The 16354-nt window shown below is 68.5% G+C and carries 10 protein-coding genes and 1 pseudogene; 8 read left to right on the top strand and 3 right to left on the bottom strand.

What is annotated here, in order from left to right:
• The 3 genes and pseudogenes from EJK91_RS23015 to EJK91_RS18135 form a co-directional block, all read left to right on the top strand.
• Positions 1-3318: pseudogene (locus EJK91_RS23015) on the top strand (PE family protein); the annotation flags it as partial.
• A 127-nt stretch (positions 3319-3445) separates the two neighbouring features.
• Positions 3446-4714 (top strand): phosphoribosylamine--glycine ligase, encoded by a 1269-nt coding sequence (gene purD / locus EJK91_RS18140; RefSeq protein WP_125079617.1) that lies wholly within the window; start codon positions 3446-3448, stop codon positions 4712-4714.
• Between the two features lie 30 nt (positions 4715-4744).
• Entirely contained in the window at positions 4745-5383 is a 639-nt protein-coding gene (locus EJK91_RS18135; RefSeq protein WP_024441917.1) for a hypothetical protein, read from the top strand.
• A 37-nt stretch (positions 5384-5420) separates the two neighbouring features.
• Here EJK91_RS18135 and EJK91_RS18130 read toward each other — a convergent pair whose 3' ends face one another.
• The 3 genes from EJK91_RS18130 to EJK91_RS18120 form a co-directional block, all read right to left on the bottom strand.
• Entirely contained in the window at positions 5421-7361 is a 1941-nt protein-coding gene (locus EJK91_RS18130; protein WP_125079616.1) for a hypothetical protein, read from the bottom strand.
• Between the two features lie 57 nt (positions 7362-7418).
• Entirely contained in the window at positions 7419-9218 is a 1800-nt protein-coding gene (locus tag EJK91_RS18125; RefSeq protein ID WP_125079615.1) for a hypothetical protein, read from the bottom strand.
• 266 nt (positions 9219-9484) lie between these two features.
• The gene (locus EJK91_RS18120; RefSeq protein WP_125079614.1) at positions 9485-10312 is read right to left on the bottom strand and encodes an alpha/beta hydrolase-fold protein; all 828 of its coding nucleotides are present in this window, start codon (positions 10310-10312) and stop codon (positions 9485-9487) included.
• Positions 10313-10392: 80 nt separating this feature from the next.
• Here EJK91_RS18120 and EJK91_RS18115 point away from each other — a divergent pair, with 80 nt between their 5' ends.
• From EJK91_RS18115 to purB, 5 genes are all read left to right on the top strand, one after another.
• Positions 10393-11010 carry a TetR/AcrR family transcriptional regulator gene (locus EJK91_RS18115; RefSeq protein ID WP_046302105.1) on the top strand — a complete coding sequence of 206 codons (618 nt, stop codon included), beginning with the start codon at positions 10393-10395 and terminating at the stop codon, positions 11008-11010.
• A 138-nt stretch (positions 11011-11148) separates the two neighbouring features.
• Positions 11149-12672: a Re/Si-specific NAD(P)(+) transhydrogenase subunit alpha gene (locus EJK91_RS18110; RefSeq protein WP_024441912.1), complete on the top strand. Its 1524-nt coding sequence runs from the start codon at positions 11149-11151 to the stop codon at positions 12670-12672.
• Between the two features lie 36 nt (positions 12673-12708).
• Entirely contained in the window at positions 12709-14130 is a 1422-nt protein-coding gene (gene pntB, locus EJK91_RS18105; protein ID WP_125079613.1) for a Re/Si-specific NAD(P)(+) transhydrogenase subunit beta, read from the top strand.
• Between the two features lie 215 nt (positions 14131-14345).
• On the top strand, positions 14346-14927 hold the full coding sequence (locus EJK91_RS18100; protein WP_024441910.1) for a hypothetical protein: 582 nt from the start codon (positions 14346-14348) through the stop codon (positions 14925-14927).
• 6 nt (positions 14928-14933) lie between these two features.
• Complete coding sequence (purB, locus tag EJK91_RS18095; RefSeq protein ID WP_125079612.1) at positions 14934-16352, top strand: adenylosuccinate lyase; 1419 nt, start codon at positions 14934-14936, stop codon at positions 16350-16352.
• The last annotated feature ends 2 nt before the right edge of the window (positions 16353-16354 follow it).

Below are 16354 nucleotides of genomic sequence, written 5' to 3'. Positions count from 1 at the left end.
GGTCTCGGGGGTAACGCCGGCAGTGGTGCTGATGGCTCGGCGGGGGCGGCGGGCCGTGATGGTCTCAGTGACGGCAATACCTCGATCGATGGGGAGGCCGGTGGCGCTGGTGGCGCCGGTGGTAACGCCGGTGTCGGTGGCGCCGGTGGCTCTGGTCGCGGTGGCCAGGCCGCTTCCGGGGCCGATGGTGTCGCCGGGCAAGGCGGCAATGGTGGTGCCGGTGGCCGGGGCGCTGACGGTGTCGATGGCACGCGGGCGGCCGCGCCGGGTGGCAACGGCGGCGCTGGGAGCAACGGCGGCAACGGTGGAAACGGCGGCGCGGCCGGTACCGGCGGCCGCAACTCCGATGGCAGTGCCAGCGGGCTCGACGGCATTCAGGGCAACGGCGGTGACGGCGGCGACGGCGGCGATGGCGGTGCGGGCTATCACGGTGTGAGCGGAGTCAACCCCGGCGACAACGGTCAAGAAGGCGGCAGGGGCGGCGCAGCAGGGTCCGGCGGTCATGGGGGGACCGGTGCGGTCGGCGGGGCTGGCGGTAACGGCGGCAACGGTGGTCAGGGCGGCAACGGTGGCGAAGGCCGCGACGGGTACGACGCAGCCGGCGACGGGAACGCCGAGGCGGGTGCTCACGGTGGCAATGCCGGCGACGGCGGGAACGGCGGTGCCGGCGGTCGCGGTGGTACGGGCGGCAACGGTGGAGCTTCCACGGCAGCGGGCGGCGTGGCAGGCGCCAACGGCAACGGCGGCAATGGTGGTCACGGCGGAGCCGCCGGCACGCCCGGCGATGGTGGCGACGGCAAGGCTGGCGACGCCGCTCACCTCGCGGGSGGTAATGGCGGCAACGGTGGCAATGCCGGTGCGGCCGGCACGGGTGGCGAACGTGGCGCGGCCGGGACCGGCGGCAGCGCCGGTACTGGCAATGCGGGCCAAGAGGGATTGTCCGGCAGCGGTGTCACCGGTGTCGTCGGCAACGGTGGCAACGGCGGCAACGGCTACGACGCCGGCAGTGACGACCAGGCTGTAGCGAGCACCAACGGTGGTAACGGTGGTGCTGGCGGCAATGGCGGCGACCGCGGCAATGGGGGCAACGGTGGCCACGGTGGCGATGGGACCACGGGTGCTCAGGGCGCAGACGCCCAGAATCCAGGGGCGTCAGGAAGCGCCGGCGGCACCGGCGGATCCGGCGGGAAGGGTGGCGCGGGCGGCGCGAGCGGCACCCAAGCCGGTAATGCGGGGTCCGGAGGAAACGGCGGTCACGGAGCTACCGGTGGCGACGGCGGCAAGGGCAATGACGGAGCCACCGGCAGTTTCGCCGACGGCGGGACCGGCAATGGCGGCAACGGCGGCAACGGCGGAGCCGGCGGTCACGGTGGCAACGGGGGCGACGGCGGTGCGGCGGGCGCACTGAACAACGGCAGCGGCAGCGCCGGAACGCAAGGCACGGGCGGCAATGCCGGCAGCGGTGGTAACGGCGCCAACCCCGGAGACGGCGGCAACGGGGCGTCCGGGATCGCCACCCACACCACTGGCGGCAACGGCGGAAACGGCGGCAATGTCGGCCACGGTGGTACCGCAGGTACGGCAGGAGTCGGCTCGAACGGCAGTGGCCAGGCCGGCAACACCGGCAGTGCGCCGGTCGGCGTCGTCGTTGGAAACGGGGGCGACGGCGGCGCTGGCTACACCCCGGCTCCTCCCGCCGCCCCGGGCCAGTCCGCTGCAAACGGTGGTGCCGGCGGCAACGGTGGCAACGGCGGCGACCACGGTAACGGCGGTAGCGGCGGCATGGGCGGCAACGGTGCCAATGGAGCGGACGCCACCACCATGCAGTCCGGTGCCGGCCGCGGTGGCAACGGTGGCAACGGAGGCACCGGCGGCAAGGGTGGCCGGGGCGGGTCGATCATGGGCTCGGACGGCGAGGTCGGTGATGGCGGCAACGGCGGCGCCGGGGGCGCGGGTGCCACTGGTGAGTTCGGGGTGAACAACGGCTACGGCGGTACCGGTGGCACGGGTGGCAACGGCGGCAACGCCGGGGGAGCGGCCGGTCAGGCCGGTAACGGCGGTACCGGTGGCATCGGTGGGGCCGGTGCCGACGGCGTGCGCGGCTACAACGGTGGCACGGGCGCTCACGGCGGTAACGGCGGTACCGGTGGACTGGCCGGGACCGTCGGCCTCGGCGGTGCGGCCGGTAACGGCGGCGACGGCGGTGCCGGCGGAACCGGCGCGGCCGGCGAGGTCACCAACAACAATGGCCAGGGTGCCAACGGCGGAACCGGTGGCCTGGGTGGCAATGCCGGCAACGCCACCGGCAAGGCGGGCAACGGTGGTGTCGGCGGCGATGGTGGTGCCGGTGCCTACGGCCAAGTCGGCTACAACAACGGCTACGGCGGCAACGGCGGAAGCGGCGGGACCGGGGGGCTGGCCGGCACGGTGGGATCCGCCGGGCAGGTGGGCAACGGCGGYACCGGTGGAGCCGGTGGAGACGGTGCGGATGGGCGCGTCGGCTACAACAACGGCTACGGCGGCAACGGCGGGCACGGCGGGTCTGGCGGAAACGCAGCAAACAGCACTGGCCAGGCCGGTGCCGGTGGAGACGGCGGCAAGGGCGGTCATGGCGACGACGGCCAGCTGGGCTACAACAACGGCTACGGCGGCAATGGCGGTAGCGGCGGTAACGGCGGGCAGAACGGATCTGTCGGCACCGTCGGGCCGATCGTCAGCAGGGGCGGCGATGCCGGAGACGGAGGCAACGGTGCGGACAGCACCTCCACCTCCAACAACAGCTACGGCGGCAACGGTGGCAGTGGGGGGCACGGCGGCAATGCCGGCGCTGCCACTGGCCAGGCCGGTTCCGGAGGGAATGGCGGTACCGGTGGAAACGGCCGGGCCGGCCGGATCGACGCCAACAACGGCTACGGCGGCAACGGCGGACGCGGTGGTAATGGCGGAAACGCCGGCAGCATCGGCACTGGTGGAATCGGTGGCAACGGTGCCTACGGCGGCGATGGCGGAGCGGGCGCGAACGGCGACATCTATCGCAACAACGGCACCGGCGGCATCGGCGGCACCGGTGGGGCCGGTGGCAACGCCGGAACCAGCAGTCCGGATGCTTTAGCTGGCCGCGGCACGGAGGGCAGTCAAAACGGCGACGGCGGCAACGGCGGCGTCGGGGGTAACGGTGCCAACGGAGTCTCCGGAGTCAACGGCGGCAACCCAGGCGTGGGCGGTGCGGGCGGTACGGCCGGCGCCGCGGGGACAGGTGGTTCCGGTGGGCAGGCAGGTTCTGGCGGCCAGGCCGGCGCGACGGGCGCCCCGGCCTAGCCGGCTTGTCGGGTCCGGCGGTGCGCTGCTGGAGGCATGCAGCGCCATCTGCAGTGGCCGACGCTATATATCCTGTGTCGCGAGTCTCGCCGACTAGCGAGGCGAAACTCGGAGAGGAGTGGCGCCCATGCGCGTGCTGGTGATCGGTTCCGGCGCCCGGGAACATGCGTTACTCCTAGCCCTTCGCAACGACCCCAAGGTCGATCACCTGGTGATCGCCCCCGGCAACGCCGGTACCGCCGCAGTGGCCGAGCAACGAGACATCGACATCACCTCGGCTACGGCGGTCACCGCCTTGGCCCGCGACGTCGAGGCCGACCTGGTGGTGATCGGGCCGGAGGTGCCGCTGGTCTTGGGTGTCGCAGATGCGGTGCGTGCCGCCGGGATCGCCTGCTTCGGGCCGTCGCAGGACGCCGCCCGCATCGAAGGCTCCAAGGCGTTCGCCAAGGACGTGATGGCCGCCGCCGGCGTGCGCACCGCCCGCTCGGAGATCGTCGACAGCCCCGCCGACCTGGACGCCGCCCTGACCCGGTTCGGGCCCGATGCCGGGGAGGCGGCCTGGGTGGTCAAGGACGACGGGCTGGCCGCCGGCAAGGGCGTCGTCGTCACGGCAGATCGGGCAGCGGCCCGGGCCCACGCCGCCGGACTGCTCGACAGCGGGCATCCGGTGCTGCTGGAATCCTTCCTGGACGGTCCCGAACTATCCCTGTTCTGTGTCGTCGACGGCGCTACCGTGGTCCCGTTGCTGCCGGCGCAGGACTTCAAGCGGGTCGGTGACGGCGACAGCGGCCCCAACACCGGCGGCATGGGCGCTTACGCACCGTTGCCGTGGTTGTCCCGGGAGGCTGTCGCCGGCATCGTCGCCGACGTCGTTGAGCCCGTCGCGGCCGAACTTGTCCGGCGAGGCGCCCGGTTCACCGGATTGCTGTATGCCGGTCTGGCGATGACGTCGACCGGGCCGGCGGTGGTCGAATTCAATTGCCGCTTCGGCGATCCGGAGACCCAGGCGGTGTTGGCACTGCTCGAGTCGCCGCTCGGGCAGTTGCTGCATGCCGCCGCCACCGGCGGGCTCAGCGAGTTCGGCAAGTTGCGCTGGCGGGATGCGGCGGCGGTGACGGTGGTGCTGGCCGCGGAGAACTATCCCGGCCGGCCGCGCGTCGGTGACGTGATCGTGGGCGCCGAGGCCGACGGGGTTTTGCACGCCGGCACCGCACGCCGTGACGATGGGGCGGTGGTGTCCTCCGGCGGGCGGGTGCTGTCGGTGGTGGGTGTCGGAGACGACCTGAATGCCGCGCGTGCCGACGCCTACCGGATCCTCGACTCAATACGCTTGCCGGGAAGCCACTTCCGCAGCGACATCGGCGCGGCCGCCGCCCAGGGGAAGATCCAGATCTGACCGCAGGGGCCTACCGCTATCCTGGGTGGCATGGCTGACCACACTGAACCGGAGTCCACTGAATCCGAAAAGCAGGACGACCCGGCGAAAAGTGAATCCGAAGCGCAGGAACGCCCGGCAAAAGCCGCCGGCACGGCGAAAAGGCGGTCAGCTCCGACCCCGGCTCCGACACCGCCGCAGTCGAGCACCGTCCGCCCCCTGCTGATCGCCGCGGCGGTCGGACTGGTAGCCGGGCTCATCGGTGGTGCGGCCGTCGCCGGCTTGTGGCACCCGTCCGGTGGCTCGTCCTCGGGTGGTTCTGCCAAGTTCAGCGGTGAGCAGGTCAACGACGCGAAGAAAGACGTGTGCGGCGCGGTCGTGCTCGCTCGCCAAGCGGTGGCCAACAACATGCACATGAAAAACCCGGAGCCGGAGAACCCCGTGGCCCAACTCGCGGTGGCCGCCAACGCCCGGTTGTCGCTGACTGCGGGTGCGGCTTACCTGCGTGGCCGGCTCGAGGCGGACCCCGCGACGCCGCAAGACATCGTGGACTCCACCGAGAAGATGGCCGGTGCGCTGGAGCGCCTGAACCTCAGCTACCTTGTCGGGCAACCGAATACGGAGCGCGAGCAGCTGGGGCATGACCTCGATTCGCACATCACCACGCTGGGCAAGCTCTGCCAGCAGTAGACGGTGGTCACCGTCTGAGGTGACGCTGCACGCCGCGTCAGAACCAGCTACTCGGGTCGAAGAAGTCGAAGCCGCCGGCCGTCAGGTCGATGCCCGACACCGCATCTCCGGCGTCCAGCGGTGCGACGGCGTCGAACATGCTGAACATGCCCGACAGGTCGATGTTGCCGAACGGGGTGATCAACGTGTCGGTGATGCTGGACGCGGCCGTGCCGTCGGCGTTCGCCACGGCCTCATAGACGTTCGTGAAGCCCCAGAGATCGGTGACGCTGTAGACCGTGCCCAGTGTCGGCAACTCCGCGATTTGCGCGTCGGTCAGACCTGAGATGGCATCGACTGAGGTGACGGTGAACTGAGTGGTCTCGATGCCGAAGATGTTCGACATGTTCTCGCCGAGAGTGACTGTGCCCAGGTCGGCGCCGCTGCTGTCGTACATGGCGACCCCGGTCTGGCTGGGCAGGAAGGCTCCCAGCGCGTTGACGCCGGCGATCTGCAGCAGCGGCGCGATGCCGAACAGCGGATAGGCGCCATCGGTGTTGAACCCGTCGCTGCCTGGGTCGAAGGTGAGGCCGCCGATGGTGAACGCGTTGTCGGAGAGCGTGGCGCTGTCAGACGTCGCAGCGAGTGCCCCCAATGGTGCCGCCGGGTCCAGCGGGGCGGTGGCATCGAATGACGTCGGTAGGTTGAGGTTGCCGAACGGAGTCACCAGGGTGTTGGTGATGGCGGCCGATCCGCCGCCGGTTCCCGGGATGGCTTCGTAGACGTTCGCAAAGCCGCCGCCAAAGTCGGTGACGCTGTAAACCGTTCCGACCGCGGGCAGGTCGCTGAGGTTCATACCGTTGAGCACCTCTGCGATGTCGGCAGTGGTGATGCCGCTGCCGGTCAGATTGATGCCGCTGCTGGCGAGGGCGATGGTGACCGCGGTGTCGTCGATCTCGCCGTTGCCGAAGGTCAGCGGTGCGCTGTTGGCTGCCAAGGCAGCGGCCAACTCCTGCGCGGTGAAGTTGGCGCCGGTGAAGTCGAGTTCGGCGCTCAGCGCGCCTTGGATCGCGTCGGCGGCCGGGGTGATGGCCCCGACGGTGAACTGCGTGCTGTCGATCCCCAACAGGTCGGAGTACCAGAGATAGCTGGCGACGCTGCCGGCGTCGCTGCCGTTGGTGTAGACGTCGAAGACCTGGGACGTCTGAGTGCCGCTGGTGCCGGTGCCGCTGATGTTGATCCCACTGGCCGCGAAGTTCAGTAACGGGGCGAAGCTGGCCAGCGACAGCGGTTCGGCCACGGTGACTCCGCCGCTGCCCGGGTCGAAGGTGGTGCCGCCGATGGTAAAGGCGTTATCGCTGAGACCGGTGACGCCGGAGGTGTTCCCCAGTGCTTCCAGCGCCGCACCCGGGTCCAGTGGTGCGATGGCGTCGTAGGACGTCGGCAGGTCGAAGTTGCCGAACGGGGTCATCAACGTGTTGGTGATGCTGGCCGCGGCTGTACCGTCGGCGTTCGGGGTGGCCACGTAGACGTTGGCGAAGCCGCCACCGAAGTTGGTGATGCTATAGACGGTGCCGTCGGCCGGGAGCTCGGCAGCCTGACCGTCGGTGAGGCCCGCGGCGGGATCGATGCTGGTGACGGTGAACTGCGCCGTCTGGATGCCCAAGAGGTTCTGCACGTTGGTGGAGGTCAGGATCGTACCGAGCGTGACGCCGCTGCTGTCTTCGAGCGTGAACTGCTGCGATCCGAGACTGAGCAGACCCAGCAGGCTGTCGCTGCCCAGCGACAACAGCGGTGCGTTGGCGAATACCGGGGTGAGGGGCTCATAGCCGGGCGTCGCTGCGCCTAGGAAGTCGATCGCCATCGGGTCGGTGAAGGTGAGGCCGCCGATGGTGAAAGCCGCGTCGGCGTCGCTTTCGGCGACGGCCGTAGCGGTTTGCAGGAACGCGGCGGTCAGCAGCCCGCCGCCCGCAGTGACGGCGGCAGCGGTCAGTTGCATACGTCGATTCCTCTTCACAGGTATTCCTCTCTGTTCGATTGGATTTCAGGCAGTGCGTCAGAGGCCGAAGAGCGCCAGCGGGTCCCAGGAGGAGGCCATCGCTGACATCGCGTCGTCGAGACCGGTGAAGGCGTCGCCCGGGTCGAGCGGGTTGGCGGCGTTGAACATGTCGAACAGCGAACTCAGGTCGACGTTGCCGAACGGGGTCACCAGGGTGTCGGTGATGGTGCCGTCCTCCCCGGGCGTGGCGATGTAGATGTTCTGCCAACCGCCGCCGAAGTTGAGGACGTCGTAGACCGTTCCCTTCACCGGCAGCAACGCGTCATCCATACCGTCAGCGGCCGTGACGCTTTGGACGGTGAACTCGGTGTTGGCCATACCCAGCAGGTTCGCCACATTTACGCTGGCCCGGATGGTTCCGAGGTCGGTGTCGTCAGTCCCGCCGTAGATGGTGAAGTCTTGCGGCGCAAAGTTGATCGGGTCCACCCCAGCGCCGAGAGCGACGGTGGCGCCGCCGAGGCTCAGCAGCGGCGCGGCGCCGAACAGCGCGGGAATGGCGCGGAAGCCCTCGGCCACGTTGTCGCCCGCTCCGGTGAACGGGTCGAAGACGTAGCCGCCGAGGCTGAAGGCGTCGTCGCCATAGGAGCTGTCGCCGACCTGCAGGCCGGTGAAGGCGTCACCCGGGTCGAGCGGGTTGGCGGCATTGAAGCCGCCGACCAGTGCGTCCAGGCTCATGTTGCCGAACGGGGTCACCAGGGTGTCGTGAACGGTGCCGTGGGTGACGGTGCCGTCTTCGGCGACGACGTCCGGGGTGGCGGTGTAGACGTTCGCCCAGCCGCCGCCGAAGTTGAACGCGTCATAGACCGCTCCCTTAACCGGCAGCAACGCGTCGTCAACACCGTCGGCCGCTGTGACGTCTTGGACGACGAACTGCGTGTTGGTCATGCCCAACAGGTTCGTCACGTCCACCGCCGTGTGGGCGGTGCCGATCTCGGTGGCGCTCGACCCGGTCCCGGTGTAGACGGTGAAGTCCTGGGGTGCGAACGGGGTGGGCTGCACGTTGGGGAAGGCCGTGCTGATCACCAGTTGGCCGCCGCCGAGATTCAGCAACGGCGGGATACCGGCGAGCGAGCTGACGGGGGCGAAGCCGTCGGTCACCGTGCCGTCCTCCCCGGTGCTGAACGGGTTGAAGGTGAAGCCGCCGATGCTGAAGGCGTCATCGCCGATGCTGCTGTCGCCGGCCTGCAGCGCGGCGAACGCGAGGGACGGGTCGAGCGGGTTGGCGGCGTTCATGCCGACGAACAGCGCGTCGAGGTTCATATTGCCGAACGGCGTCACCAGGGTGTCGGTGACGGTGCCGTCCTCGCCGGGAGTGGCGACATAAACGTTGTAGAAGCCGCCGCCCAGGTTGAACACGTCGTAGACGGTTCCGGTCACGGGAAGTGCCGAGGCCTCGACACCATCGGCGGGGGTGCTGCCGGTGACGGTGAACGCGGTGTTGGGCAGGCCGAACAGATAGGAGACGGTTTCGTTGGTGTCGATGCTGCCGAGCGACGTGGTGCCGTTGGATAGATCGAAACTCTGCGGGGCGAGGTCCAAGATGTTTCTACCGACCGCCACCGACCCGCCGCCCAGGCCCAGCAGCGGCGGCGCCAGGTTGAGCGGTGCGACGAGGTTGAAGCCCTGGCCGCCGCCAGTCAATGTCGGATCGAATGTGGTGCCGTCGATGGTGAAAGCGTCTTCACCGGGCGCGGCGGCAGCGACTGCGCCCTGGACAAAGGCCACTAATGCCGCGGTGATCAAGCCGCCACCCGCGGTGGCAGCAACGGTGGCCGTTCGGATAAGTCGATTTGTCATCACGGGCCTTCCAATCCGTCGAAAGGGCTCAGAAAACGTTGAGTTAAACGTGAGTGCGCATTCTGAATTTATCCCGAGTGCTCTTCGTCACACAAGATATTTGCGGTTATGTAAATGCGGCAACTTTCTCCAAAGTCCTGGAAAACAAGCGAAATTCGCGAACCGATAAGTCCGATTTTCGCAACGAATCGTCCGAGTTTGGAAACGATGGGTGGCGATCGCGCCGCGAGCGGCTGAGATATGTCCTTTTTAAGTGGAACTTGCGCTCAGGCCGTCAGCAGAGGAGCTGTCCAAGTCAACTCGGCCGGAATCTGGGAACTCCAATATGTGCCGTCGTGCCCACCGGGGGAGAACCCGCCCGCGGGAGGGTTGGGCAGCTGGGCGATAAACGCCTGAGTTGCTGAATAGAACGGGTCGTCGTTTCCGCAGTCCACCCGAATCGGTATCGAGCCGAGTGCGGGCATCCCGAAAACGGAGTTGGCCGAGTAGTCCGACGCGCCATCGAATGCCCCCGGCGCTGTCGCTCCGGGGGTCAGCCACAGTGCGGGGCTGACCGCGCAGATCGCTGCGGTTCGGCGCGCGCCGAGTCGCCCCCCCAGCAGCAGCGCGCCGTAGCCGCCCATCGACCAGCCGATGAAACCCACTCGCGAGGTGTCCAGGCCCTGCTCGGCCAGCAGTGGCAATAACTCCTCGGTCACCATGGCCCCCGAGTCCTCCCCGGATGTGCGGCGGTGCCAGTAGCTCCCGCCGCCGTCGACGGCAACCACCGCGAACGGCGGCAGCCCCGCGTCGACAGCTTCGGCCAGGCCCTGTTCGACCCCACCGGCCATCACCGTCGCGGCATCACTTCCCTTGCCGTGCAACGCGATCAGCGGACGCAACGTCCCGGTCTGGCCGGGGGGCCGGGCGATCGCCCAATTGGTGGTGATACCGCCGCGCGCGGCCGAGACGAACGAGCCCGTCGTCATTGTGGGTGCGGCCTGCGCGGGCCGCCCACCAAGTAGTGAACTCGCCCCCAGTGCGCCCGCACTGCCCAGCATGACCCCGGCGCGCAGCACCGCTCGTCGGCTCAACACAGGCATGGCGGCCATCATGCCAGCGGGGTGCTGTTTGTCGGCAAAAGACGGAAACGCATGATGCGTCGCAACCTGGGCTGGCAGCATCTCTAGGCGTGATGACAGCAGTTACGCCCAAGGGCGAGCGGCGGCGGTATGCGCTGATCAGCGCCGCTGCCGAGCTGCTGCGCGAAGGCGGGTTCGATGCGGTGCGACACCGCGCCGTAGCGCAGCGGGCCGGTCTGCCACTGGCATCGACGACCTATTACTTCTCGTCACTTGAAGACCTCATCGCGCACGCGGTCGAACACATCGGGATGTTGGAGGTCGCGCAACTGCGGGCTCGTATCACCGAGCTGTCCCGGCGTCGGCGCAGTGCCGAGACCACGGCGGACATCCTGGTCGAGCTGTTGGTGGGGGATGAGAGCGGTGAGCAGATCACCGAGCAGCTCATCTCCCGCTATGAGCGCTACATCGTGTGCTCTCGCCACCCGGCGCTGCGTGACATTCAACGCCGTGTCCTGCACCAACGGTCTGATGCGGTCACCGAGGCTGTCGAGCGCTCCGGGCGGATCGCGCGAGTCGAGATGGCCTATTCCCTGGTCTGCATGGTCGACGGTGCGGTGATGGCGGCGCTCGTCGATGACCTGCAGGGCCCCCGGGCGGCGGCCCGGGCCGCGGTCGTCGACGTCATCGATATGCTCGCTCCCCTGGACCAGCGCGCGGTGTCGGCCTGAGAAGCCCACACGGTATGCTGCCTCGATCCCTTTATCGCTCTTTAGCTACTGGCGGGTAACGAGGGGTCCGGAGGTGCTGGGAAAGGCGCCGTAAGCGCCGGAAGACGGCGAAGAGACGCGGATGTGGAGAGCTACGTCATGAATATCGGTGTCCTATCCGAGGCGCAGCCCGGTGAGACGCGTGTGTCGGCGACGCCGACGACCGTCGCTGCACTAGCCAAGCTCGGTTACGACGTCGTAGTGGATTCCGGTGCCGGAGAAGCGTCGTCCTTTTCCGACGCCGCGTACACCGAGGCCGGCGCCACCATCGGGGATGCCCGCACCGCCGACATCGTCTTCGGGGTCAACGCCCCCTCGACCGAGCAGCTGGACGGAATGAAGCCGGGTGCGACGCTGGTCAGCCTGTTGGCACCGGCCCTGAACCCCGATCGCGTGGAGGACCTGGCCCGCCGGCCCATCACGGCGCTGTCGATGGACGCGGTTCCCCGGATCTCGCGTGCGCAGTCGCTGGACGTGCTGAGCTCCATGGCCAACATCGCCGGGTACCGCGCCGTGATCGAGGCGGCCCATGTCTTCGGCCGGTTCTTCACCGGCCAGGTGACCGCCGCGGGCAAGGTGCCGCCGGCCAAAGTGTTGGTGGTGGGCGCCGGAGTGGCGGGCTTGGCCGCGATCGGCGCCGCCGGCAGTCTTGGGGCCATCGTGCGGGCCACCGACCCGCGTCCCGAGGTGGCCGACCAGGTCCGCTCGCTCGGCGGGGAATACCTGTCGATCGAATCGACGGAGACCGAGGTATCGGCCACCGGCTACGCCAAGGAGATGAGCGACGACTACAAGGCCCGGGAGGCGCAGCTCTACGCCGACCAGTGCGCCGACGTCGACATCATCGTCACCACCGCGCTCATCCCCGGTAAGCCCGCGCCGCGGATCATCACCGCCGACATGGTGGCGTCGATGAAGCCGGGCAGCGTGATCGTCGACATGGCCGCGGCCAACGGCGGCAACGTCGAGGGCACCGTCAAGGACCAGGCCGTCGTTACCGACAACGGGGTGACGATCATCGGCTACACCGACCTGGCCGGCCGGCTGCCCGCGCAGGCGTCGCAGCTCTACGGCACCAACCTGGTCAACCTGATGAAGTTGATGACACCCGGCAAGGACGGCCAGCTGGTGCTGGACTTCGACGACGTGGTGCAGCGGTCGATGACCGTGGTGCGCGACGGCGAGTCGACGTGGCCCCCGCCGCCGGTGCAGGTCTCGGCCGCCCCGGCCAAAGTCGCCGAAGCACCGGTGGTCGCGCAGGCCAACAAAGAACCGATGTCGGCCGGGCGCCGGCTGGGTGTGGTGGTCTCGGCCGCAGCCGTGCTGTTCGCGCTGGTCGCGATGGCGCCGGCCGCGCTGCAGGTGCACCTGATTGTCTTTGCGCTGGCGATCGTGATCGGTTACTACGTGATCGGTCATGTGCACCACGCGCTGCACACGCCGCTGATGTCGGTGACCAATGCGATCTCGGGGATCATCGTGGTCGGCGCGTTGCTGCAGATCGGCCACGGCGACCCAGCCATCACGAGTTTGGCCGCCGCGGCGATCCTGCTGGCCAGCATCAACATCTTCGGTGGATTTGCGGTGACCCGCCGCATGCTCGCCATGTTCTCTCGCAGCTGAGGCGCTGCGCACCCCGACTTGGAGTAGACCCCGCTTATGTTTTCAGTTGAGACCGCCGCCTCGGCGGCATACATCGTCGCGGCCTTGCTGTTCATCCTGGCCCTGGCCGGGCTGAGTAAGCACGAGACGTCCAAGGCCGGCAACAGCTTCGGCATCCTGGGGATGGCGGTGGCGCTGGCGGCGACGATCACCTTGGCGGTCCATCACGACATCAATCCGGTCGGCCTGGCGTTGCTCATCGGGGCCACCGTGGTGGGGGCGGCGATCGGCTTGTGGCGGGCCAAGGTCGTCGAAATGACCGGGATGCCCGAGCTGATCGCGCTGCTGCACTCGTTCGTCGGTCTGGCTGCCGTGCTGGTCGGCTGGAACGGCTACCTGCATGTCGAGGCTGCCAGGACCGGACCTGACGCGCAGGAGCTGGCGGCCTCGGGCTTGCTGGGTATTCACTCCGCTGAGGTGTTCATCGGAGTGTTCATCGGGGCGGTCACCTTCACCGGCTCGATCGTGGCCAACCTCAAACTGTCCGCGCGGATGAAGTCCAACCCGCTGATGCTGCCGGGCAAGAACTTCCTGAACATCGGCGCTCTGGTCGCGTTCTTCGCACTCACGGTGTGGTTCGTGCACGAGCCGCAGCTGTGGCTGCTGATCGCGGTCACCGTGCTGGCGCTGGCACTGGGTTGGCATCTGGTGGCCTCCATCGGTGGCGGCGACATGCCGGTGGTCGTCTCGATGCTCAACAGCTACTCCGGCTGGGCGGCGGCCGCCTCGGGCTTCCTGCTCTCCAACGACCTGCTGATCATCACCGGCGCGCTGGTCGGCTCCTCCGGCGCCTACCTGTCCTACATCATGTGCAAGGCGATGAACCGCTCGTTCATCTCGGTGATCGCCGGTGGCTTCGGGATCGAAGCCGGCCCGGCCGAGGACAAGGACTACGGCGAACACCGCGAGATCACCGCCGAAGGTGTGGCGGAACTGCTGGGCGGCGCCGACTCGGTGATCATCACCCCCGGCTACGGGATGGCGGTTGCTCAAGCGCAGTACGGGGTCGCAGAGCTCACCCGCAAGCTGCGCGACCGTGGCGTCGACGTGCGCTTCGGCATTCACCCGGTCGCCGGCCGGCTGCCCGGCCACATGAACGTGCTGCTGGCCGAAGCCAAGGTGCCCTACGACATCGTGCTGGAGATGGACGAGATCAACGACGACTTCGGCGACACGTCGGTGGTCCTGGTGATCGGCGCCAATGACACCGTCAACCCGGCCGCTGCCGAAGACCCGTCCAGTCCGATCGCGGGCATGCCGGTGCTGACGGTGTGGGACGCCGACAACGTGATCGTCTTCAAGCGCTCCATGGCTTCGGGCTATGCCGGCGTGCAGAACCCGCTGTTCTTCCGGCAGAACTCCGCCATGTTGTTCGGTGACGCCAAGGACCGGGTCGAGGACATCCTGCACGCGCTGTAGGACCTGCCACCGGCATCCGCCGGTTTTTCGGCCGGGCGACACCCAAGCGTTTGGCTTGGCCTGCCGACAGTGCCTGTTCCCAAGGGCCGGCGTCGCCGGGCATCGACTCCGGGGCGCTCGGTAATACGGCCTGCGTGACGTCAGCCTGGCTGGCCCGGAACACCTGTGTCAGACTACGGGGGGCCTGTCCGCTTTTATCGACCTATGGAGTCGCGATGTTGACCGTTGGCCGCGTCAACGAAAGTAACGTCGCGTTGACGCCTCTGGAGTGGCCGCCGGCAGCCCGGATAGCAATCGAGGTTTTCCTGGTCTTCATGCACAACAGGCGGGTGCGGCCCTTCGATATCGCCACCCGCTGCCGCACCCGATCCCTCACCCGACACGTCCCTGTCGGGCCGCGGCACGAAATCGTGCGGTCCTTCGACCTCGCGCCGCCCTTCTGGCCGGTCACCGTCGACCCCTATGACGGTCTGCTGGCCGGCTACGGCATCGACCGGGACGGCACGTGCATTCGCTACACCCAGAATCCGTACTCCCTGACCAGCCGGGCCGACGACGCGACGGTGCAGCGCGTGCAATTCTCGCAGGGGTGCCAGCACGTGATGCGCCGTGCCACCCGAACCAATCCCGCCTTCATCTGCGAACCGCTGCCCCCGTGGCGCGCCGTCCAGGTGGTCGGCGAGCACCTCATCGATGCCGCGATATCGCTGTCCGAAGGTCGAGGCCCGGTCGTGGTGCAAGCCGTGCCCGCTGCCCAGGCCAGTCCGACTCCCCCGGAGCGCACGACCGTAAGCTAGCTGCTCGTGAGCATCCCCAATGTGCTGGCCACCCGTTACGCCAGCACCGCCATGACAGACATCTGGTCGCCCCAGGCCAAAATCGTTGCCGAGCGGCGGCTGTGGCTGGCGGTGCTGCGCGCCCAATCCGAGCTGGGTGTGCCGGTGCCCGCACAGGCGATCGCCGACTACGAAGCCGTCGTCGCAGATGTCGATCTGGCGTCGATCGCAGCCCGCGAGCGGGTGACCCGCCACGACGTCAAGGCCCGCATCGAGGAGTTCAATGCGCTGGCCGGTCACGAGCACATCCACAAGGGCATGACCAGCCGGGACCTGACCGAAAACGTTGAGCAGCTGCAGATCCGCCAGTCCCTGCAATTGGTCCACGACCACGGCGTCGCGGTCGCTGCGCGCCTGGTCAGCCACGCGGTGGCCTACCGTGACCTGGTGATGGCCGGGCGCAGCCATAACGTCGCGGCGCAGGCCACCACCTTGGGTAAGCGGTTCGCGTCGGCTGCCGAGGAAACCCTGCTCGCGCTGCGGCGCGTACGTGAGCTGATCGAGCGCTACCCGCTGCGCGGAATCAAGGGGCCGATGGGCACCGCGCAGGACATGCTGGATCTGTTTGACGGCGACACCGCCAAACTGGCGCAATTGGAACGCTCCATCGCAGGTTTTCTGGGGTTCTCGGCGGTGCTGACCAGCGTCGGGCAGGTGTACCCCCGCTCGCTGGACCATGACGTGGTCTCGGCGCTGGTGCAACTGGGCGCCGGCCCGTCCTCCCTGGCGCAGACCATCCGACTGATGGCCGGCCACGAACTGGTCACCGAAGGATTCGCGCCCGGCCAGGTGGGTTCGTCGGCGATGCCGCACAAGATGAACACCCGCAGCTGCGAGCGGGTCAACGGCCTGCAGGTGGTGTTGCGCGGCTACGCCTCGATGGCCGCCGAGCTGGCCGGCGCGCAGTGGAACGAGGGCGACGTCTTCTGCTCGGTGGTGCGTCGCGTCGCACTCCCTGACGCCTTCTTCGCCGTCGATGGACAGACCGAAACCTTCTTGACCGTGCTCGACGAATTCGGGGCCTACCCGGCGGTGATCACCCGCGAACTGGACCGCTACCTGCCGTTCCTGGCGACCACCAAGGTGTTGATCGCCGCGGTGCGTGCCGGCGTGGGACGGGAAGCCGCCCACGAGGTGATCAAGGAGCACGCGGTGGCTGTCGCGCTGGCCATGCGCGAGCGGGGCGCCGAACCCGACCTGCTGGACCGGCTGGCCGCCGATGACCGGCTGCCGCTGGACCGGGACGCGCTGGACGCGGCCGTCGCCGACCGACAGGCTTTCACCGGTGCGGCCGCCGACCAGGTCGACCGGGTGGCGGCCGAGGTGGCCGAACTGCTCGAACGGCACCCGGCCGGGGCGGCCTACAGCCCGGGCGCGATCCTGTAACC

The sequence above is a fragment of the Mycobacterium sp. P7213 genome (genome assembly GCF_900604305.1).
Classification (GTDB): domain Bacteria; phylum Actinomycetota; class Actinomycetes; order Mycobacteriales; family Mycobacteriaceae; genus Mycobacterium.
The sequence above is the reverse complement of the archived record's forward strand: the minus strand, read 5'-3'. Positions and strand labels throughout refer to the sequence as shown.